Below are 21,123 nucleotides of genomic sequence, written 5' to 3' on the forward strand. Positions count from 1 at the left end.
ACGGCGACGACGGTCGAGATCACCTAGGTTGGATCGGTGAGCAGCCTCCTGATCGCGCTGGTCTTCGCCGGCCTGTACGCCTGGTCCCGCCGCCGGGACCCCCGGCTGCTGCGCAACGGGCTGTTCTTCGTCGCCAGTCTCTGGTTCGCCGTGGGCGGCATCCTCACCGCCATCGCGAGCGCGTCGCCGACCTTCGCTGTGGCGGTCGTCCTGATCCTGGCGCTCACCCCGCTGACCGTCGTGGTGCTGGCCGTCTTCGCCATCGCCAACGGGGTGACCGTGATCCGGGCCGAGGGTCTCTCGGCGGCGACCTCGCTGTCGCTGCTCGCGGGCATCGGGCTGCTGGTGCTGCCGGCCGCGATGGTGGCGCTGGTGCTCACCGGCAACGGCTACGCGATCGCCACCGCCGCGGTGCTGTTCTTCGTGGCCAGCTACCTGGGGGTCGTCTTCATCGGGTTCCTGGTCTACAGCCTGGTCTACGGCCGCACGGCGCAGCAGAGTCGTCCGGCCGTCCTGGTCGTCCTCGGGTCCCGCATCATCGACGGCCAGGTCCCACCGCTGCTCCGCAGCCGGCTGGACACCGCCCTCGGCGTCTACCGCCGGGACCGGCTGACCGGACCGGCGCCGCTGCTGATCCCCTCCGGCGGCCAGGGCGCTGACGAGTCACGGTCGGAGGGGGAGGCGATGGCGGAGTACCTGATCACCCAGGGAGCCGATCCGGCCGACGTGCGACCGGAGAGCCGCGCCGTCAACACCCGGCAGAACCTCCTGCTGGCGCAGGAGATCCAGGCCGCGGCGGGTCGTCCGGGACCGGTGCTGGCCGTCACCAGCAACTACCACGTGCTGCGTGCGGCGGTGCTGGCCCGCGAGGTGGGAAGCGACGCGCAGGTGATCGGGGCGCCGACCGCCAGCTACTACGTGCCCAGCGCGTTCCTGCGCGAGTTCGTGGCCGTGCTGGTCCAGCAGCGCCGCGCCCACCTGCTGATCGTGCTGCCGTTCCTCGCGCTGACCGCGATCGCCGTGACCACGCTCCGCCTGGTCGGCTGACCGGCCGGGGTGGCAGAGTCGGACGGTGATCTCAGCGGTGACCGCCCTGCTCCAGCACCACGTCGACGCCGGCATCGTGCCCGGGGCCGTCGCGGCCCTCGGCCACGCCGACGCGTCGCCCGAGCTCGTCACGGCGGGGGTGGTCGCTCCCGGTGGGGACCCGATGCCGGCCGACGCGATCATGCGGATCACGTCGATGACCAAGGTGGTCACCGCTGTCGCGGCCCTGCGCCTGGTCGAGGCCGGCCGGATCGGTCTCGACGACAGCCTGGCGGCCTGGTTGCCGGAGCTGGCGCGGCCCCGTGTCCTCTCCTCACCCACCGCCGAGCTCGACGACACCGTCCCGGCCGCCCGACCGATCACCCTTCGACACCTGCTGACCAACACCTCCGGCTACGGGATGATCCTCACCGACTCACCGCTGCAGCGGGCGATGACGGCGAACGGGACCGGGGCCGGTCCCGAGCCGGTGAGCCTGGGCGCGGACGCGTGGTTGGCCCGCCTGACCGAGCTGCCGTTGGCCTTCCAGCCGGGCGAGGGCTGGCGCTACCACCACTCCTTCGGCATCCTCGGCGTGCTCCTCTCCCGGCTGACCGGCGGGTCGGTCGATGATCATCTGGCCGAGGACCTGTTCGGCCCGCTCGGGATGACCGACACGGGGCACTCCGTGCCGACCGAGAAGCTGGGGCGGCTGCCGGCGGCGTACCGGCTCACCGAGACCGGGCTGGTCGAGACCGAGCCGGCGGGCGGCGGCTTCTACGCCGGGCCGCCGCCCTTCGACGTGAGTCACGCCGAGCTGGTCTCGACCGCCGGGGACTATCTCCGCTTCCTCCGCCTGCTCACCGGGGGTGGCGTCGTCGACGGGGTCCGGCTGTTGTCGACAGCGCACGTGACCGCCCTGGTCACTGACCGGGTCCCGGCTGCCGCCAAGACCGCGGAGAGCTTCTTCCCGGGGTTCTGGGACGGCTCGGGCTGGGGGTTCGGGGTCGCCGTCGAGTCGACCGGGCCGCATCCGGGTCGCTACGGCTGGTCGGGCGGCCTGGGCACGGACTTCTTCGTGGACCCCGACGGAACGGTCGGGATCCTGCTCACCCAGGTCGAGATGGGCGACCTGACCTGGCCCCTGTTCGAGGCGTTCCAGCAGCTCAGGTAGGCGCCTGGACCCCGACCCTCGGTGGTGTCTCGCCCAGCTCGGCGTACTCGTCGTCGGTGAACAGCCGCGACCGGATCAGGAACCGGAACCCCGTCGGACCCTCGAGCGAGAAGCCCGCGCCCCGGCCGGGCACGATGTCGATGGTCAGGTGGGTGTGGCGCCAGTACGCGAACTGGGCCGCACTCATCCACACCTCGACCAGGTCGTCCCCGGCCGGTTCACCCTCGGCCGGTTCACCGTCGGTCGGTTCACCGTCAGTCCGGGGCGCGCGGACGTCGATGGTCCCCAGGAACGCGTCGGCGTCACCGGTGAGGAAGTCGCCCTTGGGGTAGCACATCGGGGACGACCCGTCACAGCACCCGCCGGACTGGTGGAACATCACCGGACCGTGGTCGGCCCGGAGGCGGCGGACCATGTCCGCCGCCTCGGCCGAGACGTCGACGCGCCTGACGTTCACGTCGCCGTCCCACTCCTCGCCGTCGCTGCGGCGAGAGACCTCATCAGAAGAACCCGAGGGCATCGGGGGAGTACGACACCAGGAGGTTCTTGGTCTGCTGGTAGTGGTCGAGCATCATGGCGTGGTTCTCGCGGCCGATGCCCGAGCCCTTGTAGCCGCCGAAGGCCGCGTGCGCGGGGTAGGCGTGGTAGCAGTTGGTCCACACCCGTCCGGCCTGGATGTCGCGACCGGCGCGGTACGCGGTGTTGACGTCCCGCGACCAGACACCGGCCCCGAGGCCGTACAGGGTGTCGTTGGCGATCTCGATGGCGTCGGCGTAGTCGTCGAAGCCGGTCACCGCGACCACCGGACCGAAGATCTCCTCCTGGAAGATCCGCATCTTGTTGTGGCCCTGGAAGATCGTCGGGGCGACGTAGTACCCACCGGACAGGTCGCCACCCAGATCGACGCGCTCACCGCCGGTGATGATCCGGGCACCTTCCTCGGCCCCGATCTGGATGTAGGACAGGATCTTCTCGAGCTGGTCGTTGCTGGCCTGGGCGCCCATCATGGTGTCGGTGTCCAGCGGGTTGCCCTGCTGGATCTTCTTCACCCGCTCCGTGGCGGCCGGCAGGAACGCGTCGATGATCGAGTTCTGGATCAGCGCCCGGCTCGGGCAGGTGCAGACCTCGCCCTGGTTAAGGGCGAACATGGCGAAGCCTTCCAGCGCCTTGTCATAGAAGGCGTCCTCGGTCTGGGTGACGTCGCCGAAGAAGATGTTCGGGCTCTTGCCGCCCAGCTCGAGCGTGACCGGGATCAGGTTCTGGCTGGCGTACTGCATGATCAGCCGGCCGGTCGTGGTCTCGCCGGTGAAGGCGATCTTGCGGATCCGGCTGGAGGAGGCGAGCGGCTTGCCGGCCTCGACGCCGAAGCCGTTCACCACGTTCAGCACCCCGGCCGGGAGCAGGTCGGCGATCAGCTCCATCAGCAGCATGATCGAGGCCGGCGTCTGCTCGGCGGGCTTCAGCACCACCGCGTTGCCGGCGGCCAGCGCCGGCGCCAGCTTCCAGGTGGCCATGAGAATCGGGAAGTTCCAGGGGATGATCTGACCGACGACACCGAGGGGCTCGTGGAAGTGGTAGGCGACGGTGTCCTCGTCGATCTGGGAGATCGACCCCTCCTGCGCGCGCAGCACCCCGGCGAAGTAACGGAAGTGGTCGACGGCCAGCGGCAGGTCGGCGGCCAGCGTCTCGCGGACGGCCTTGCCGTTGTCCCAGGTCTCGCCGACGGCGAGCATCTCCAGGTTCGCCTCCATCCGGTCGGCGATCTTGTTGAGGATGTCGGCCCGGACGTTGACCGCGGTCTTCCCCCAGGCGGGGGCGGCGGCGTGCGCCGCGTCCAGGGCGGCCTCGATGTCCTCGGCCGTGCCGCGGGCCACCTCGCAGAACGTCTTGCCGTTCACCGGCGACGGGTTCTCGAAGTACTGACCCTTGACCGGTGGCACCCACTCGCCGCCGATCCAGTGGTCGTACCGTGACCGGTAGGTGACGACGGAGCCTTCGGTGCCCGGTGCTGCGTACACAGTCATGTGGTGACGTCCTTGTCCGACCGGGCGAGCCCGGCCCGTTCCCCGCGCGGCCGCCCGTCGACCACGTCTACCGGCACGGTAGGTCGGGCCAGGTTGCAGCGCCGTTGCAGCCGACGTGACGCAGGCCACAGAGAAGCCTGAGGAAACGGCAGGGTCGGCAGGACGCAGGAAACAGGGGGCAGCGGTCAGGTCAGCGCAGGTGCAGGTCGAGCGACACCAGGTGCTCGGTGACCTCGGGCAGGCGGGACGACGACGGGGGCAGCACCGCCAGCACCCGGGACCAGATGTCCAGGTCCTCACGACCGTACGGGGTGTCGGCGAACGCGAGCAGCGCGTCGGGATCGCTGCCGGCCAGCAGCCGCCCCCGCAGCTGACGGTGCAGGTCGTCCCGGATCCGCTCGACGCCCGGGGCGACCGAGGCCGGCAGCACCGGACCGCGGTAGCGGGCCACCGCCGCCCGCAACCGACCCTGCTGCAGGTCGGCCCGCAGGTCCTCGACGTCGGAGGTGAGTCGGGGGAGCCGGTAGGGCCGCGACTCCAGCGGCACCGGACCGAGTTGGGGGCGCAGCCGGGACAGCTCAGCCCGGATGGTGACCATCGCCTGGTCGTCGTCACTGAGGGCGACGCCCAGCTCGGCGCTGGACAGACCGTCGGGGGAGTCGGCCAGCAGCAGCACGATCTCGCTGTGCCGCAGACTCAGCTCGGTGGTGGTGCCCGGGTGGCAGAAGCGGGCGGAACGACGGCCGAGCACCTCGAGCCGAGGGGCCGCGGAAGCGGACTCCTGCCGCTGGTCGCCCGGACCGTACGGGGTCGTCAGTCGGCTCAGCCGCAGCTCCGCCTCGACGGCGGCGACCGTCGCGCGGACCAGCGCCAGGGTCTGGGGCCCGGCCACCTCCGGACCGCCGGTGAGGTCCAGCACCCCGAGGATGGCTCCCGTGTCCGGTTCCCGGATCGGTGCGGCCGAACAGCTCCACGGAGTCACCGACCGGAGCAGGTGCTCGGGGCCGAAGATCTGCACCGGGCGGCCGAGGGCCAGGGCGGTGCCGGGGGCGTTGGTGCCGGCGGACTCCTCGCTCCAGTCCGCACCGGGGAGGAAGTGGATGTTCTCGGCCCGGGCCCGCAGGAGCGGATCGCCCTCGACCCACAGCAGCTGGCCGGCGGCGTCGCTGACCGCGACCAGCAGTCCCGCCTCGGCCGCCTCGTCGACCAGGAGCCTGCGGATGACGGGCATCCCGATGGCCAGCGGGTGCGTGGTGCGGGCGTCGGCCAGGCGGGCATCGTCCAGCGGCAGCCGGGCCAGCGACCGTTCCGGGTCGACACCACTGCGGACACTGCGCCGCCACGACTCCGACACCACCGACCGCAGGGCCGGATCGACAGCGCCCGACGACACGAACGAGTCGTGCAGCTGGCCGAGATGGCGGGTCAGCTGTCGCGGATCGGCCCCCGGCGGCATCGCCAGGGAGTCGGGGGCACCCATGCGCCCACCTTAGTCGCGCCGGTCACCCGCCGCCGGGCGTACGGAGTCCGACTGCTGTCGGCTTCGTCCCGCTCCGGCGCGGCCCGTCGCTCAGACGCGTACGGCGTTGAGCCGGTAGCCGCGCTTGACCACCGTGGTGATCAGTCCCGGGACACCCAGAGCCTGGCGCAACCGGCTCATCGCGACCTCGAGGGCGTGGTCGTCGGCCCCGTCGGGCAGGCAGCGCTGCAGCTCCTGGCGGCGGATCACGGTGTCCGCCCCGGCCAGGGCCGTGAACAGAGCCAGCGAGTTGGGGCCGAGCTTCACCGGCAACCCGTCCACGGCGACGGCGCGGCCGCGCAGCTCGAGCTCGGTGCTGCCGCTTCGCAGCCGGAGCACCCGGTGCTGGACGAGCTCCTCGGTGACCAGCCGGATGAGTGCCCCGAGGCGGTAGCGGTCCGGCATCAGCACCACGGCCCCCGCCGCCTGCAAGGGCGCGGCGGTGACCGGACCGACGGCGGCGGCCAGGACGTCGTCGGTCAGGGCGTCCACGAACTCGCTCAGCCGACCCAGCTCGCGGGCGACCGCGAGGGTCGCCTCCGCCCCGGGGGCGCTGGTGAAGGTCAGCGCGTCGAGCTGGCGTGCGCAGGTGGCCTCGATCAGCTTGGGCAGCCGATCGTGAGCGGTCGGCTTGACCCACCGGTACGGGGTCACCGTCCACACCGCCGCGCTGAGGTCGCGCAGCCGGGCCAGCTGCACCTCGTCGGTGTAACCGTGCAGCTGGATCGCGACCCGGCGACCGGTCAGACCGGACGTCTCGACCGCGTCGACCAGGGACGCGGTGGTCTCGCTGGCGCTGACCTGCACCTCCTCCAACCCGGCGGCCCGGACGGCGCCCACCGCCTTCGGCCCACGAGCCAGGATCCGGGCGGACTCCAGCACCTCCGACAGCTGGGCGCCGAGGCCGGTCGCGTCGGCCACCTCGAACCAGCGCCGCATCCCGTAGCCGGTGGTCACCAGGACCACCTCGGGCCGGGCCTCGATCAGTGCCCTTGTCTCGTCGACCAGGGCGGTGTCCTGGTCGTTGGGGGCGATCTTGAGGGCGGGCGCGTGCAGCACGTCGGCCCCCCGTCGTTGCAGGGCCGAGATGAGGTCCTCGGAGCGCCGGTCCGAGGTCACCCCGATCCGGAAGCCCGCGAGCTGCTCGACGAGTCGACCCGCCCGGCCCGAGGCTGGCGCCGACCGGCTCACCGGCCCGGATCGGGCAGCAGGGAGAGGCGGGCGGTCAGGGGATCGGCGCCCACCTGGTCGGCCGCGAACGCCGCCACGTCTCCGATCACCACCACGGCAGGCGAGGTCACGCCAACCCGGCCGACCAACCCGGGCAGGTCGGCGAGCCGTCCCGGGGTGGTGCGCTGGGAGTCGGAGAACCCGCGCTCCACCACGGCGGCCGGGGTGTCGGGTGAGAGTCCGGCCGCCACCAGCCCGGTCACGGTCTGGGTCAGGCTGGCCATCCCCATCAAGATCACCAGGGTGCCACCGAGCCCGGCCAGCGCCGTCAGCTCCGCGGTCGAGGGGGGCAGGTGTCCGGAGAGCACGGTGAACGCGCGGCTCGCGCCGCGGTGGGTGACCGGGATGCCGGCCGCCGCAGGGACGGCGACGGCACTCGTCACGCCCGGCACCACCCGCACGTCGACCCCGGCGGCGCGGCAGGCCAGGATCTCCTCGCCGCCCCGACCGAACACGAAGGGGTCTCCACCCTTCAGCCGGACCACGGTCTGGCCGCGCCGGGCCCGCTCGATGATGAGCTCCTGGATCCGGTCCTGGCTGGTCGGGTGGTGGTAGGGGAGCTTGCCGACGTCGACCAGCTCGGCCCCCGGGGCGAGACGGGCCAGGTCCGCGGTCGGCGCCAACCGGTCGTAGAAGACGACGTCGGCGTCGAGCAGGGCCTCGCAGGCCTCCAGGGTGAGCAAGCGGGTGGCACCCGGTCCGCCGCCGACGAGCACGACCCGACCTCGTGGTCCGACCGGGCCGACCGACTGGTGGGTGTGTGCGATCTTGAGCTGACCGCACAGGGACCGGACCCGGTCGCCCAGCTCGCTGGCCGGACCGGTCGTGACGACCAGCCAGGCGGGGGCGAGCAGGCGCAGCAACGCGGGGACGTCGCCGGCTGCGGGTTGCGCGACGTGGGCCACCCCGGCGGGGGTGGCTGCCGGTGGCGCCGGTTCGGTCCCGACCAGTCGCACCCGGGCGCCGGCCCGGGCGAACCGCCGGGCGGACGCGACGGCGGCCGCCGGCTCGCCGAAGATCACGACCCGTCGATCGCGGATGTCCAGATCGAGCAACATGGTGGTTCTCCGTGCGCCGGGGTCTCGTCCTCCGAGCGTACGGCGAAGATCATTTCCGATGGGTCCCAGTCGTGTTACCGGATGTTTCAGGCCCGGCTCACCCAGCGGAGGGGGGATGAGAGTCCGTCGTAACGCTCGCGAAACAACGGAACCCTAAGCATCTCTCGCCCGGTCTCGGTGGGTTGTGAGGGAACGATAACCCGCCGTTACACAAGTCAGCCGGCGATGTAACACCGCATCTCCACGATGGGCACATGCCCTCCGTCGACACCCGGACGCACTGTCCGTACTGCTCCCTGCAGTGCGGCATCGTGCTGACCGCTGGTGCTCGCCCGGCGACCTTGCGCCCGCAGGAGGACTTCCCCACCAACAGGGGCGGGCTGTGCAGCAAGGGCTGGAACGCCGCCACGCTGCTGGACCATCCGCAGCGCCTGCTGCAGCCGCTGGTCCGGACCGTCCCGGGTGACCGCAGCAGCCCGCTGCGACCGACCGACTGGGACACCGCCCTCGACCTGATCGCCGACGGGATCGTCGCCACGCAGGAGAAGTACGGCCGCGACGGGGTCGGCTGCTTCGGGGGCGGGGGACTGACCAACGAGCAGGCGTACGCCTTCGGCAAGTTCGCCCGGGTGGCGCTGCGGACGGCCATGATCGACTACAACGGCCGGTTCTGCATGAGCTCGGCGGCCACCGCCGGCAACCGCGCCTTCGGCATCGACCGCGGTCTGCCCTTCCCGTTGGCCGATCTGGCCGAGACGCAGGCGATCCTGCTGGTCGGCTCCAACCCGGCGGCCACCATGCCGCCCGCCATGCAGTACTTCGACGCCGGCCGGGCCGCCGGCGCCACCCACATCGTGGTCGACCCGCGGCGCACCGCCACCGCCGGCGGATCGAGTCTGCACCTGCAGCCCGTGCCCGGCACGGATCTCGCCCTCGCCAACGGGCTCCTCCACCTCGTGATCAAGGAAGGACTCGTCGACACCGACTACGTCGCCGAGCGCACCCGCGGCTTCGCGGCGGTCAAGGCCGGTGTCGCGTCGTACTGGCCGGATCGGGTCGAGCGCATCACCGGGGTCGGAGTGGACCAGCTGCTGGCCACGGTGCGCGGCCTGGCCGCGGCCGACTCGGCGATGATCTTGACCGCACGCGGGGCGGAGCAGCACAGCTCGGGCACCGACACCGCGCAGGCGTTCGTCAACCTCGCGCTGGCACTCGGCCTGCCGGGCAGGCCCTTCTCCGGCTACGGGACGATCACCGGACAGGGCAACGGCCAGGGTGGCCGCGAGCACGGTCAGAAGGCCGACCAGCTGCCCGGCTACCGCAAGCTGGCCGACCCGGCGCACCGGGCGTACGTCGCCGGGGTGTGGGGGATCGACCCCGACGAGCTGCCCGAGCCCGGACTGTCGGCGTACGAGATGCTCGATCGGATGGGCGCCGAGGGCGGGGTGCGCACCCTGCTCCTGATGGCCTCCAACATCGCCGTCTCCGCGCCCGACGTGAACCGGGTCCGGGACCGTCTCGCCGCGCTGGACCTGCTGGTCGTCTCCGACATCTTCCTGTCCGAGACCGCCGAGCTCGCCGACGTCGTCCTCCCCACCGCCCAGTGGGCGGAGGAGGAAGGCACCATGACGAACCTGGAGGGTCGGGTCATCCGACGCCGCCGGGCCCTGCCGCCGCCGAACGGCATCCTCGACGACCTGCAGACGATGAAGGCCCTGGCCGACCGGCTGGGTCGTGGCTCCTCCTTCTCCGCCGACCCGGTCGAGGTGTTCGACGAGCTGCGGCGGGCGTCCGCGGGCGGTATCGCCGACTACGCCGGGATCACCTACGAGCGGATCGACGCCGAGGACGGGGTCTTCTGGCCCTGCCCCACCGAGGACCACCCGGGCACCCCCCGGCTGTTCGCCGACGGCTTCCCGACCGCCGACGGCCGCGCCTCCTTCCTCCGGGTGGACTACGCCGCTCCCGCCGAGACGCCGGACGCGAGCTACCCGTACGTGCTGACCACCGGTCGGCTGATGGCGCAGTACCAGTCGGGCACCCAGACCCGACGGGTGCCGAGCCCGGCCCAGTCGAGCGTGCAACCCGAGGCCCAGCTGCATCCCGACCTGGCTCGGGCACTGGGCGTGGAGAACGCCGACATCGTCGAGCTCTCCTCCCGCCGGGGGACGGCCACGTTCCGGGCCAAGGTGAGCGACGACATCCGGACCGACACCGTCTTCGTGCCGTTCCACTGGGGCGGGGTCTCCGCGGCCAACGCCCTCACCAACCCCGTGCTGGACCCGCACTCCCGGATGCCCGCCTTCAAGGCGTGCGCCGTGAACCTGGTCCGGCTCGGCAATCCCGACGACGACCACCTGCTCACCCGACCCCCGAAGCACGAAGCAGTTCATGCGTACACCAGACCCACGCTCAACCAGCTGCTCCACCCGACTCGCCGGAAGGACATTCCCATGATCGCTCGCAATCACTTTCTCCAGGGGATCTACAGCTTCGAGGGGGCCGGTCTGGACAAGCCGGCACCGCTCAGCGCCGAGCTGTCCCACGTCGTGCCCGACGGGGTGATCAGCCAGGCCCTCTACTTCCGCGGCGGCAACTCCACCGACGAGCTGATCACCATCGTGGTGATGCGTGACGGCGTCCCGATGCGCTACTTCCCGATCGGCGCCAAGTCCGACGTGCACGTCCCGCTGCGGGTGGTGGAGGACATCGAGGGCGGCTCGGTGATCGAGCTCGCCCTGGTCGCGCCCATCGGACTCAGCGGCACCGTCGTCATCGACCTCGGCCTGGTAGAACACTGATGACGGCGGTCCTCCCCGGCAGCGCCGGCACCCTGGATCCTTGGTCGGAGAAGAGCCGTCTGGTCGTGATCGGCAACGGCATGGCCGGCGCCCGCACCATCGAGGAGATCCTCTCCCGCGGTGGTGCGGACCTGTTCTCGATCACGATGTTCGGCGACGAGCCGTACGGGAACTACAACCGCATCATGCTGAGCCACGTGCTGTCCGGGGAGGACAGCGAGGCCGACATCTTCCTGAACACCATGGAGTGGTACGTCGAGAACGACATCACCCTGCACGCCGGGGTGCGGATCCAGCGGATCGACCGGTTCGCCAAGGTCGTGTTCGGCGACGACGGATCGGTCACCCCCTACGACCAGCTGATCATCGCCACCGGCAGCCGCGCGTTCATGCCCCCGATGGACGGCATGTACAGCGCCGAGGGCGCACTGCTGCCCGGCATCTTCGCCTTCCGCACCCTGGACGACACCCGGGCCATGGTCGAGTACGCCCAGCACACCGACCACCACCGGGCGGTGGTGATCGGCGGTGGTCTGCTCGGGCTGGAGGCCGCCCGTGGGCTGCAGACGCACGGCATCGGCGTGGACGTGGTGCACTCCGGCAAGCACCTGATGAACGCCCAGCTCGGACGGGCCGGCGGCGAGATCCTGCGGCGCAGCATGGCGGAGCTCGGCATCGGTGTGTTCACCGGCAACCGGACCACCGAGGTGTGGGGGCCGGACCGGGTGCGCGGGGTGAAGCTCCGCGACCTGACCGAGATCGAGTGCGACATGATCGTGTACGCGGCCGGCATCCGCCCGAACACCGACGTGGCCACCACCTCCGGCTTCACCGTCGAGCGCGCCATCGTGGTCGACGACCAGATGCGGACGGTCGAGGACCCGGACGTGTACGCCGTGGGGGAGTGCGTGCAGCACCGCGGTGAGGTGTACGGCCTGGTCGCTCCGCTGTGGGAGCAGGCCGTCGTGCTCGCCGACCTGATCACCGGTGCGAACCCGCAGGCGCAGTACCTGGGCTCCCGGACCGCCACCAAGCTCAAGGTGGCCGGGGTCGAGGTCGCCTCCATGGGAGTCTCCGAGCCCGAGCGGGAGACCGACGAGCACATCGTGTTCTCCGAGCCCAGCAAGGGCGTCTACAAGTCGGTGGTGGTGCGCGACGGCAAGGTGATCGGCGCGACCCTGCTCGGCGACAGCAAGAAGGTCGCGTTCCTGCAGCAGGCCTTCGATCGTGGCCTGCCGTTGCCGGAGGCGCGGGCCGAGCTGCTCTTCGACCTGGGCGGACCGTCGGAGGAGGTCGGTGTCGCCGAGATGGCCGACGACGCCCAGGTCTGCAACTGCAACGGGGTCTGCAAGTCCACGATCGTCGACACGGTCAAGGCCGGCTGCAAGACCGTGACCGGGGTGATGGACGCCACGCGAGCCGGCAAGGGCTGCGGCTCCTGCAAGGGTCTGGTCGCCCAGCTGGTGGAGTTCGCAGCCGGCGGGGCGGTGGAGGAGGACCCCTCGGTCCACTACTACGTGCCGGGCATCCCGATGGACAAGCCGAAGCTGATGACCGAGATCCGCGACCGCGGTCTGCGCTCGGTGGCCGAGGTGTTCGCCGCGCTCGCCCCCGACGGCGACGAGGACGCGAAGTCCAAGATGGGTCTGGCGTCGCTGCTGAAGATGCTCTGGGGCAGCGATGCCCCCGACGACCGCGAAGGCCGGTTCATCAACGACCGGGTGCACGCCAACATCCAGAAGGACGGCACGTTCTCCGTCGTCCCCCAGATGCGGGGCGGCGTCACCACCCCCGACCAGCTGCGCCGGATCGCCGACGTCGCCGAGAAGTACCAGGTGCCGATGGTCAAGCTGACCGGCGGGCAGCGGATCGACCTGCTGGGCATCAAGAAGGAGGACCTGCCGAAGGTCTGGGCCGACCTGGACATGCCGTCGGGCTATGCGTACGGCAAGTCCATGCGCACCGTGAAGACGTGCGTGGGCCAGGAGTTCTGCCGGTTCGGCACCGGCGACTCCACCAAGCTGGGGATCGAGCTGGAGACCCGGCTGCAAGGCATGGAGAGCCCGGCCAAGATGAAGCTGGCGGTGTCCGGCTGTCCGCGCAACTGCGCGGAGTCGCTGGTCAAGGACGTCGGCATCGTGGCCATCGAGGGCGGTCGCTGGGAGATCTACGTCGGTGGCGCCGCCGGAGCCCACATCCGCAAGGGCGACCTGCTCTGCACCGTCGACGACGCCGAGACGGCCAAGCTCCTCACCGGTCGCTTCCTGCAGTACTACCGGGAGAACGCCAAGTGGCTGGAACGCACGTACGCGTTCGTGCCCCGGATCGGTCTGGACGTCATCAAGGCGATCGTGGTCGACGACAGCGAGGGCATCGCCGAGCGGCTGGACGCCGAGGTGCAGAAGCACGCCGACACCTACCGCGATCCCTGGTTGGACGGCAAGGAGCCGGCCAGCCCGGGCCAGTTCCGCACCTCGTTGCCGCTCGAGGTGCTGCCCCACGTGCCCAAGGACCGGGCCGTGACCCTGCTCGGGGGCCCCTGGTGAGCACCGACGTCGGCCCCGCGACCGGGATCCGGTACGAGCTCGGACCGGTCAGCCAGGTCCCTCCCGGTGAGGGGCGGGCGTTCGTGGTCGCGGGCGAGCAGGTCGCGATCTTCCAGCTCCGCAGCGGTGCCCTGCGCGCGGTGTCGGCGGTGTGCCCGCACAAGGGTGGTCCCATCGCGGACGGGCAGATCGACGGCCGGATGGTCCTGTGTCCACTCCACATGAACGCGTTCGACCTCACCACCGGCTGCTCGAGCACGGGCGCCGAACCGCTGAAGACCTACGACGTGCTGGTCGAGGGCGACCAGATCATCGTCGTGTGCTGATCACCCCACCCGTGTGCAGACCCTGAGAACAGGAACGACCATGAGCTCACCCGACATCGACACCAGCCCCGCCACCGGCACCGCTCACCTCAGCCCGGCCGCGAGCCGCAAGCTCGGCGGGAAGTGGATCGACGACTGGCGCCCCGAGGACCCGGACTTCTGGGCCACCACGGGCAAGTCCGTCGCCCGCCGCAACCTGATCTTCTCCGTCACCAGCGAGCACATCGGCTTCTCCGTCTGGAGCCTGTGGTCGGTGCTGGTGCTCTTCCTGGGCCCGAGCTACGGCTTCGACCCCGCCCAGAAGTTCCTGCTCACCGCGTTGCCGACCCTCGTCGGTGGTGTGCTGCGGTTGCCGTACACGTTCGCGGTGGGCATCTTCGGCGGTCGCAACTGGACCATCGTGTCGGCGCTGCTGCTGCTCGTGCCGACCACCCTGATCGCGATCTTCCTGCAGCCCGGGGTGTCGTTCACCACGTTGCTGGTCGTGGCCATGTTCGCCGGGGTCGGCGGTGGCAACTTCGCCTCGTCGATGACCAACATCAACGCCTACTACCCCGTCCGTCTCAAGGGCTGGGCCCTCGGCGTCAACGCCGGTGGCGGCAACCTCGGGGTGCCGGTGGTGCAGCTGGTGGGTCTGGTCGTGCTGGCCACGCTGGGCACGCAGCACCCGCGGGCGATGGTGGCGATCTACATCCCGCTGATCATCCTCGCCGCCGTCGGCGCGGCCGTCTTCATGGACAACCTGACCCAGAACAGCAACGCCAAGGGTGCCATCCGCGAGGTGATGGGTCACCGGGAGACCTGGATCATCTCGCTGCTCTACATCGGCACGTTCGGTTCGTTCATCGGGTTCAGCTTCGCCTTCGGCCAGGTGTTGCTGGTGCAGTTCCCCGAGCAGTTCCCGACCCCGGTCAAGGCGGCCGCCCTGACCTTCCTCGGACCGCTCCTCGGCTCGCTCATCCGGCCGTTCGGCGGCGCCCTGGCCGACCGCTACAAGGGCTCTCTGGTCAGCTTCTGGAACTTCGTCGCCATGGCCGTCGGTGCGGGCATCGTGTTGATGGCCTCCCAGATCCGCTCGCTGCCCATCTACATCATCGGCTTCACCCTGCTGTTCGTCTTCAGCGGTCTGGGCAACGGCTCCACCTACAAGATGATCCCGGCGATCTTCCACGCCAAGGCGCTGACGGAGACGTCGCAGGGCGCCGACTCGGCGGCCGCCATGACCACGGCGACCCGCCGCTCCGGTGCCCTGATCGGACTGGCCGGGGCGATCGGCGCCCTGGGCGGGGTGCTGGTGAACCTGAGCTTCCGCCAGTCGTTCCTGACCTTCAAGACCGGTGACGGTGCCTACATCGCCTTCATCGCCTTCTACGCGATCTGCTTCGCTGTCACCTGGGCGGTGTTCATCCGGCAGCGGGAGAGCAAGCTCATCGGCGTCTGAGCCGAGGACCAGCCGCTCAGTCCGCGGCGGGGAAGGCCTTGACGGTCACGAAGGACGAGCCGAAGTAGCTGGCGATGGCTGCGTACGCGTCCGGGGGTGGGGTCACGACGACCTGCGTCCGGGCCGGGATCGCGATCGGCTGCGGCGTCAGGACCACCACCTCGAGCGCGCCCTGCGGTCCGTCGGCGGGGGAGTCCAGGGCGACCGCCACCACCCGGCTGAACGCCTCCACCGAGCCGGGGTTGCCCACGGCGACGTGGGTGAAGCCGCCGCCGGACGGGAGCTCGTTGCCGGCGTCGTCCACCCCGACCGCCCGGGTGACCGGGTTCTCCGGCCGTGGCTGCTCGCGGAGCTCGACGACCTCACCGACCACGTCGGCGGTGAGCCGGGCATCGGTGCCCCGCAGGTAGAGCAGGTCGGTGTTCTCGCCGGGGGTGAGGGCCAGGTGTCCCTCGGTCGAGCCGTAGCAGGAGTGGACCGTGACGCCGTCGAGCTCACGGCCGTCCCGGTCCCGGGCGCGGTAGGCCATGATCGGCACCGCCGTCGCCCGGCCCCGGTACTGCAGGGTCATCATCAGATCGAGCGTCCCGTTCGCCCCCTGCAGGGCGAAGCTGCAGGTGACCGGTTCGCGTCGCCACATGACCTCGACCGTAGGACACCGCGTCCGACGGCCGGGGCCGGGGGCGTAGCCGAGCGGTAACACGAAGGAAACCCACCCCGTCGTCACGGCTCGTACGGTCATCTCAGCAGATCCTCAGCCTTCAACCACGCGGGAGCCAGAGATGAGTGACGACGTCGCCAGCAGGACCACCGCCCCGGGCGGGCACACCGACTTCGAGGACACTCCCGGCCACCCGGCGGGCGACGGGCTGATCAAGGACTTCTACGACGACCGGCTGGCCAACTCCGACCTGGCTCCGTTGAAGAGGCAGACCTGGTCGTCGTACAACATCTTCGCGTTCTGGATGTCGGACGTGCACAGCGTCGGTGGCTACGTCACCGCCGGGGCGTTGTTCTCCCTGGGCATCGCCAGCTGGCAGGTGCTGGTGTCCCTGGTGGTCGGCATCTTCATCGTGATGGTGTTCTGCAACCTGGTGGCGAAGCCCAGCCAGGTGACCGGGGTGCCGTTCCCGGTGATCAACCGGGCGATCTTCGGGGTGAAGGGGGCGAACATCCCGGCGATCATCCGCGGCTGCATCGCCATCGCCTGGTACGGCGTGCAGACCTATCTGGCCGCCACCTCGCTGATGATCATCTTCTTGAAGTTCATCCCGTCGAGCGTGGCGCTGACCACGACCGAGTTCCTCGGTCTCTCGCCGCTCGGCTACATCTGCTACGCGATCCTGTGGGTCGCCCAGGCGGCCGTGTTCTGGCGCGGCATGGAGGCGATCCGCCGGTTCATCGACTGGGCCGGCCCCGCCGTCTACGTGGTGATGATCATCCTGTGCGTCTACCTGGTCGCCCGGGCCGGCGGTCTGGGGGCGATCAGCCTCAACCTGAGCACGGTCCAGCGGAGCTTCGGTGAGTCGATCCCGATCATGATCGCCGCCGTCGCCATCGTGGTGTCCTACTTCTCCGGTCCGATGCTCAACTTCGGCGACTTCTCCCGCTACGCCAAGAGCTTCAAGGCCGTCCGCAAGGGCAACTGGCTCGGACTGCCGCTGAACTTCCTCTTCTTCTCGATCCTCACCGTGGTCACCGCGTCGGCCACCGTCCCGGTCTTCGGTGAGCTGATCACCGACCCGATCGAGACCGTCCAGCGGATCGACAGCGCCTTCGCCATCCTGCTCGGCGGGCTCACCTTCGTGATCGCCACCATCGGCATCAACATCGTGGCCAACTTCATCTCCCCGGCGTTCGACTTCTCCAACGTCAACCCCAAGAAGATCAGCTGGCGGATGGGCGGCATGATCGCCGCCGTCGGCTCGGTCGTCCTGACGCCGTGGAACTGGTACAACTCCTCCGAAGGGATCCTCTACACCCTCGGCATCCTGGGCGGTCTGATCGGCCCGCTGTTCGGGGTGCTGATCGCCGGCTACTACCTGGTCAGCAAGCAGCGGGTCTGGGTGGACGACATGTTCGTGATGACCACGACCGGTCGCTACTGGTTCCGCAACGGCTACAACCCCAACGCCGTGGCCGCCACCGTCATCGGCGGGCTGCCCGCGATCGCGATGGTGCTCACTGCCGGGGTCCTGTTCGGGAACTCCAAGAACATGCTGCTCTCCCACGGCGGTGACTTCAGCTGGTTCCTGGGCTGCGGTCTCGGCTTCGTGTCCTTCTGGTTGCTGGAGAAGTACAACCCGAAGATCACCGGCCTCGACGTCGACCCGGAGCTGGCCACCGACGGGACCCACCTGTAGCCGGGTGACCCTCCGACCGGTCGGGCGCGACTGTCAGACCCGGGCGGGAGGGTGTGCCGATGAGCACACTCACAGACACGGTGGCCCTGGTCACCGGAGGATCGCGGGGGATCGGCCGGGGTATCGTGCTGGCCCTCGCCGCGCACGGAGCCACGGTCTACGTCACCGGCCGGACGACGACCGACGGTTCGTCGGCGCTGCCCGTCGGCGGCAGCCTGGCCAGCACGGTCGCCGCAGCTCCCGAGGGGCGGGTGGTGGCGATCGCCTGCGACCACGCCGACGACGACCAGAGCGAGGCGGCGGTGCGGCAGGTGGTGGACGAACACGGGCGCATCGACGTCCTCGTCAACAACGCCTGGGCCGGCTACGAGGGTTACGCGACCGGCACGGCCGGCCCTCCCGACCAACCGTTCTGGGAGAGGTCGCTCGACTGGTGGGACGTCAACCAGGCGGGGCCCCGGTGGTCCTACGTGGTCACCCGCGCCGCGGCACCGGCGCTGGTGACCGCCGGCCGCGGGCTGGTGGTGACCACGAGTTTCACCTGCGATCCCGGCGACCCCGCGTACGGCGTGGCCAAGACGTCCTCGAACCGGCTCGTGGCGGAATGGCAGGCGGCGCTCGGCCCGTTCGGCGTGGTCTCGGTCGGGCTGCACCCCGGGCTGGTCAGCACCGAGATCGTGGCGCTGAACGCGCAGTACTTCGACATGTCGCAGGCCCAGTCACCCCGGCACGTGGGCGACACCGTGGCCGCCCTGGCCGGCGATGCCGAAGTCGGTCGCTGGGCCGGACGGTGCTGCACCGTCACCGAGCTGGCCGAGCACTACGGGCTGACCGACCCCGAGCCCTGGGGCTGACGCAGCAGGCAACGGAAACCGAGGTGCCCGGTGGAGGTGTCCTCGGTCTGGCCCTGCCGGGCCGCCGGCCGGTAGCGCAGGCAGTAGCTGGGCGCGCACAGGTGCGAGCCACCCTTCACGACCCGGCGGGCGAACGGCTCGGCGGCCGGCGCCGGGTTCGCCGGGGCACAGCAGCTGGGGGTGTGGTCGTCGGTCCAGGGGTCACTCGTCCACTCCCAGACGTTCCCGGTGACGTCGAGCAACCCGTAGCCGTTGGCCGGGAACGCGCCGACGGGGGAGGTGCCCGCGTAGCCGTCGTCGAGCAGGTTCTGCCAGGGGAACTCGCCCTGCCAGCTGTTCGCCTGCCGGCGGTGGTGGACCAGCTCCTCGTCGCCCCAGGCGAAGCGGGCGCCGTCCAGACCCCCACGCGCCGCGAACCCCCACTCGACCTCGGTCGGCAGCTCCTTGCCCGCCCAGGCCGCGTACGCCTGCGCGTCGAAGAAGGACACGTGCGTGACCGGGTGCCGGTCCCGGCCGGCGACGTCGCTGGTGGGACCGTCGGGATGACGCCAGTCGGCCCCGGGCGTCCACGCCCACCACCGGGTGTAGTCGTCGAGTCGGACGGGTCCGGTGGTGGGCACGAAGACCAGTGAGCCGGGCACCAGCAGGGCGGGGTCGGCACCGGGGAAGTCGGCGGCGCTCGGCGCGGTCTCGGCCGTCGTCTGGTGCCCGGTGGCCTTCACGAAGCGGCGGAACTCGGCCACGGTGACCGGGTGCTCGTCCAGCCAGAACCCTTCGATCACCTCGCGATGGACCGGCCGCTCCTCGGGGTAGAACTCCGCCGAGCCCATGCGGAACTCCCCGCCCGGGACCCAGCACATGTTCTTCGGCGGCACCAGCTGATTCTAGGCAGCGACGGACCGTCGCCCTGATCGATCAGGATTCGAGAAGCGCGGCCCGGTGCTGCCCCCTAACGTGGTGCCTCGTACGGAGCAGCGCCCACCGAGGAGGACAGGTCATGAGCGACACGAAGAGCGGGTTCAGCAGCGCCGAGCGTGAGGCGATGAAGCAGCGCGCCGCGGAGCTCAAGGAGGCGAAGGGGGTCAAGGGGGCGGCCAAGCGGGCCAAGGAGTACGACGCCTGTCTCGCCGCCATCGAGGGTCTCGACGGTGCGGACCGCCAGATCGCCGAGCGGCTGCACGTGATCGTGGCCGAGGAGGCGCCCGAGCTGCTGCCGAAGACCTGGTACGGCTTCCCCTCCTACGCCCGGGACGACAAGGTCGTGGTCTTCTACCAGCCGGCCGCCAAGTTCGACACCCGCTACGGGACGGTCGGGTTCAACCAGGACGCGGCCCTGGACGACGGCGACCTGTGGGCGACCTCGTTCGCTGTGCTGAAGGTCACCGACGAGGTGGAGTCGACGCTGCGGGCGCTGGTCGCGAAGGCCGGCGGCTAGACCGACGCCGGTCGCCCCCGGCGGACGGCCAGCACGAACAGGCCGCCGGCGGACAGCAGGCAGAGTGCGGCGGGCACGACGAACACCCCCGGCACGCCGAACCAGCCCACCCCGAGCCCGCCGGCGATGCCGCCGATGGCCGCGGAGAAGCGGATGGCGGAGAAGTAGAGCGACGAGGCCAGCCCGATCCCGCTGGGGTGCAGGTCCTGGGCCACCGTGATGCCGATGCCGCCGAGGGTGGCCCACATGGCGGAGTTCAACAGCGTCGCGCCGATCAGCACCAGCTCGCTGCCGGCGATCACGAACCCGAGGTTGGCCAGCACCCCGAGCAGCACGCTGCCCACCACCAGACGGTGGGCGCCGAACCGGTCGGCGAGCACACCGGCGATCGGGATGAAGATCAGCATGCCGACGGACTGGGTGGAGATGACGACCCCGCGCAGCCAGTCCGGGGTGCCCAGCTGCAGCTCCAGGTAGAGGGGCAGGTACGCGAACTTGATGGTGTCGCCGCACATGGCCAGGACACCCAGACCAAGGAACGTCAGCAGCGGCACGAGGCTGGCTCGCGGCGCCGGGGACGCGCCGGTCGGGCCGCCCGATCCGGTCGGGCTGTTCGGGGCGGCCGCGGACGCGGTGGGTTCGGGCACGGCCCGCTCGACCCGTCGTCCGATCATCGGCGCGGCCTGCAGCAGGGTGCAGACGCCCGCGACGACCAGGGTGACGCGGAGCCCGGCCGTGCCGCCGACCACGCTGCCCACGATCGGTCCGGTCATGAAGCCCAGGCTGAAGCCGAGCCGGACCGTGGACATGACCCGGTTGTCGGCCCCGGTGGGCACGTGGGTCAGCCGGTCCCGGACCGCGGCGAAGATCAGCGAGCTGGTCGCCCCGGCGAAGCCGATGACGACCAGGTTGACGGCGAAGGCCATCCACACCTGCGTGCTGAGGGCCATCAGCACCCAGCCGACGAGACCGACCACGGCTCCGACCCGGAAGAGCAGCAGCCGGTCGGTCAGCCGGTCCGACCAGCTGCCGACCAGGAAGCCGAAGACCGGGGCCGCGAGGTTGGTGAGGAAGAACAGTCCCGCCACCGGAAGCGACGCCCCCAGCTCCTCGACCAGGAACAGCGACAGCTGCGGCATGGCGATCGAGATCCCCAGCCCGCCCAGGAACAGGCTCACAGCGGCGCGACGGTAGAGGTCCGACCCCAGCACCAGCCGGACCGTCGAACCGGGTCGCGCGGTCACGGCTTGGTCGGGCACGTCCTCACCGTAGTCGTAGGGTGGCGTTCGACTCAATCGATTCAGACGCCCCTGGAAAGCAGCACCC

At 70.6% G+C, this 21,123-nt stretch carries 17 protein-coding genes; 9 read left to right on the top strand and 8 right to left on the bottom strand.

What is annotated here, in order from left to right; genetic code table 11:
* The first annotated feature begins 36 nt into the window (after positions 1 to 36).
* The gene (locus ABD714_RS19490; protein WP_344814113.1) at positions 37 to 1,047 is read left to right on the top strand and encodes a YdcF family protein; all 1,011 of its coding nucleotides are present in this window, start codon (positions 37 to 39) and stop codon (positions 1,045 to 1,047) included.
* Positions 1,048 to 1,072: 25 nt separating this feature from the next.
* Positions 1,073 to 2,200 carry a serine hydrolase domain-containing protein gene (locus ABD714_RS19495; RefSeq protein WP_344814114.1) on the top strand — a complete coding sequence of 376 codons (1,128 nt, stop codon included), beginning with the start codon at positions 1,073 to 1,075 and terminating at the stop codon, positions 2,198 to 2,200.
* Here the strand turns inward: ABD714_RS19495 and ABD714_RS19500 are convergent.
* The 5 genes from ABD714_RS19500 to cobA form a co-directional block, all read right to left on the bottom strand.
* Positions 2,193 to 2,657, bottom strand: a complete 465-nt coding sequence (locus ABD714_RS19500) for a DUF779 domain-containing protein (RefSeq protein WP_344814115.1) — start codon at positions 2,655 to 2,657, stop codon at positions 2,193 to 2,195. The genes ABD714_RS19495 and ABD714_RS19500 overlap by 8 nt on opposite strands.
* Positions 2,658 to 2,700: 43 nt before the next feature.
* Positions 2,701 to 4,224 (bottom strand): aldehyde dehydrogenase, encoded by a 1,524-nt coding sequence (gene adh, locus ABD714_RS19505; RefSeq protein ID WP_344814116.1) that lies wholly within the window; start codon positions 4,222 to 4,224, stop codon positions 2,701 to 2,703.
* A gap of 190 nt (positions 4,225 to 4,414) precedes the next feature.
* On the bottom strand, positions 4,415 to 5,704 hold the full coding sequence (locus ABD714_RS19510) for a GAF domain-containing protein (protein WP_344814117.1): 1,290 nt from the start codon (positions 5,702 to 5,704) through the stop codon (positions 4,415 to 4,417).
* Positions 5,705 to 5,794: 90 nt separating this feature from the next.
* The gene (locus tag ABD714_RS19515; protein ID WP_344814118.1) at positions 5,795 to 6,934 is read right to left on the bottom strand and encodes a uroporphyrinogen-III synthase; all 1,140 of its coding nucleotides are present in this window, start codon (positions 6,932 to 6,934) and stop codon (positions 5,795 to 5,797) included.
* Entirely contained in the window at positions 6,931 to 8,031 is a 1,101-nt protein-coding gene (gene cobA / locus ABD714_RS19520) for a uroporphyrinogen-III C-methyltransferase (protein ID WP_344814119.1), read from the bottom strand. The genes ABD714_RS19515 and cobA overlap by 4 nt, the downstream gene beginning before the upstream one ends.
* A 254-nt stretch (positions 8,032 to 8,285) precedes the next feature.
* On the opposite strand from cobA, the gene ABD714_RS19525 reads away from it, so the two are divergent.
* Genes ABD714_RS19525 through ABD714_RS19540 form a run of 4 tightly spaced genes read left to right on the top strand, consistent with a single transcriptional unit; the run spans position 8,286 to position 15,145 of the window.
* Positions 8,286 to 10,832 (top strand): molybdopterin oxidoreductase family protein, encoded by a 2,547-nt coding sequence (locus ABD714_RS19525; protein WP_344814120.1) that lies wholly within the window; start codon positions 8,286 to 8,288, stop codon positions 10,830 to 10,832.
* Complete coding sequence (gene nirB, locus ABD714_RS19530; protein WP_344814121.1) at positions 10,832 to 13,378, top strand: nitrite reductase large subunit NirB; 2,547 nt, start codon at positions 10,832 to 10,834, stop codon at positions 13,376 to 13,378. Before ABD714_RS19525 ends, nirB begins: the two co-directional genes overlap by 1 nt.
* Positions 13,375 to 13,704 (top strand): Rieske (2Fe-2S) protein, encoded by a 330-nt coding sequence (locus tag ABD714_RS19535; RefSeq protein ID WP_344814122.1) that lies wholly within the window; start codon positions 13,375 to 13,377, stop codon positions 13,702 to 13,704. The genes nirB and ABD714_RS19535 overlap by 4 nt, the downstream gene beginning before the upstream one ends.
* 40 nt (positions 13,705 to 13,744) lie before the next feature.
* Positions 13,745 to 15,145: a nitrate/nitrite transporter gene (locus ABD714_RS19540; RefSeq protein WP_344814123.1), complete on the top strand. Its 1,401-nt coding sequence runs from the start codon at positions 13,745 to 13,747 to the stop codon at positions 15,143 to 15,145.
* A gap of 16 nt (positions 15,146 to 15,161) precedes the next feature.
* On the opposite strand, the gene ABD714_RS19545 is transcribed toward ABD714_RS19540, so the two are convergent.
* The gene (locus ABD714_RS19545; protein WP_344814124.1) at positions 15,162 to 15,785 is read right to left on the bottom strand and encodes a hypothetical protein; all 624 of its coding nucleotides are present in this window, start codon (positions 15,783 to 15,785) and stop codon (positions 15,162 to 15,164) included.
* A gap of 142 nt (positions 15,786 to 15,927) precedes the next feature.
* Between ABD714_RS19545 and ABD714_RS19550 the strand changes: the two genes are divergently transcribed.
* A complete protein-coding gene (locus ABD714_RS19550) occupies positions 15,928 to 17,508 on the top strand; it encodes an NCS1 family nucleobase:cation symporter-1 (RefSeq protein WP_344814125.1) in 1,581 nt (526 codons plus the stop codon).
* Positions 17,509 to 17,567: 59 nt separating this feature from the next.
* Positions 17,568 to 18,362, top strand: coding sequence for an SDR family NAD(P)-dependent oxidoreductase (locus ABD714_RS19555; RefSeq protein ID WP_344814126.1), 795 nt, complete (start codon positions 17,568 to 17,570; stop codon positions 18,360 to 18,362).
* On the opposite strand, the gene ABD714_RS19560 is transcribed toward ABD714_RS19555, so the two are convergent.
* Complete coding sequence (locus tag ABD714_RS19560; protein ID WP_344814127.1) at positions 18,329 to 19,237, bottom strand: formylglycine-generating enzyme family protein; 909 nt, start codon at positions 19,235 to 19,237, stop codon at positions 18,329 to 18,331. The genes ABD714_RS19555 and ABD714_RS19560 overlap by 34 nt on opposite strands.
* A 122-nt stretch (positions 19,238 to 19,359) precedes the next feature.
* Between ABD714_RS19560 and ABD714_RS19565 the strand changes: the two genes are divergently transcribed.
* Entirely contained in the window at positions 19,360 to 19,797 is a 438-nt protein-coding gene (locus ABD714_RS19565; RefSeq protein WP_344814128.1) for a hypothetical protein, read from the top strand.
* Here the strand turns inward: ABD714_RS19565 and ABD714_RS19570 are convergent.
* Positions 19,794 to 21,056: an MFS transporter gene (locus tag ABD714_RS19570; protein WP_344814129.1), complete on the bottom strand. Its 1,263-nt coding sequence runs from the start codon at positions 21,054 to 21,056 to the stop codon at positions 19,794 to 19,796. The two genes, ABD714_RS19565 and ABD714_RS19570, sit on opposite strands and share 4 nt — an antisense overlap.
* Positions 21,057 to 21,123 lie beyond the last annotated feature (67 nt).

This window comes from Microlunatus aurantiacus, assembly GCF_039536605.1.
Taxonomy (GTDB): Bacteria; Actinomycetota; Actinomycetes; order Propionibacteriales; family Propionibacteriaceae; genus Microlunatus; species Microlunatus aurantiacus.

Bases quoted from the DNA above. Each gene is read 5' to 3' on its own strand.
- adh (WP_344814116.1), bottom strand. From the start codon at position 4,224: ATGACTGTGTACGCAGCACCGGGCACCGAAGGCTCCGTCGTCACCTAC.
- ABD714_RS19510 (WP_344814117.1), bottom strand. From the start codon at position 5,704: ATGGGTGCCCCCGACTCCCTGGCGATGCCGCCGGGGGCCGATCCGCGA.
- cobA (WP_344814119.1), bottom strand. From the start codon at position 8,031: ATGTTGCTCGATCTGGACATCCGCGATCGACGGGTCGTGATCTTCGGC.
- ABD714_RS19525 (WP_344814120.1), top strand. From the start codon at position 8,286: ATGCCCTCCGTCGACACCCGGACGCACTGTCCGTACTGCTCCCTGCAG.
- nirB (WP_344814121.1), top strand. From the start codon at position 10,832: ATGACGGCGGTCCTCCCCGGCAGCGCCGGCACCCTGGATCCTTGGTCG.
- ABD714_RS19540 (WP_344814123.1), top strand. From the start codon at position 13,745: ATGAGCTCACCCGACATCGACACCAGCCCCGCCACCGGCACCGCTCAC.
- ABD714_RS19545 (WP_344814124.1), bottom strand. From the start codon at position 15,785: ATGTGGCGACGCGAACCGGTCACCTGCAGCTTCGCCCTGCAGGGGGCG.
- ABD714_RS19550 (WP_344814125.1), top strand. From the start codon at position 15,928: ATGAGTGACGACGTCGCCAGCAGGACCACCGCCCCGGGCGGGCACACC.
- ABD714_RS19555 (WP_344814126.1), top strand. From the start codon at position 17,568: ATGAGCACACTCACAGACACGGTGGCCCTGGTCACCGGAGGATCGCGG.
- ABD714_RS19565 (WP_344814128.1), top strand. From the start codon at position 19,360: ATGAGCGACACGAAGAGCGGGTTCAGCAGCGCCGAGCGTGAGGCGATG.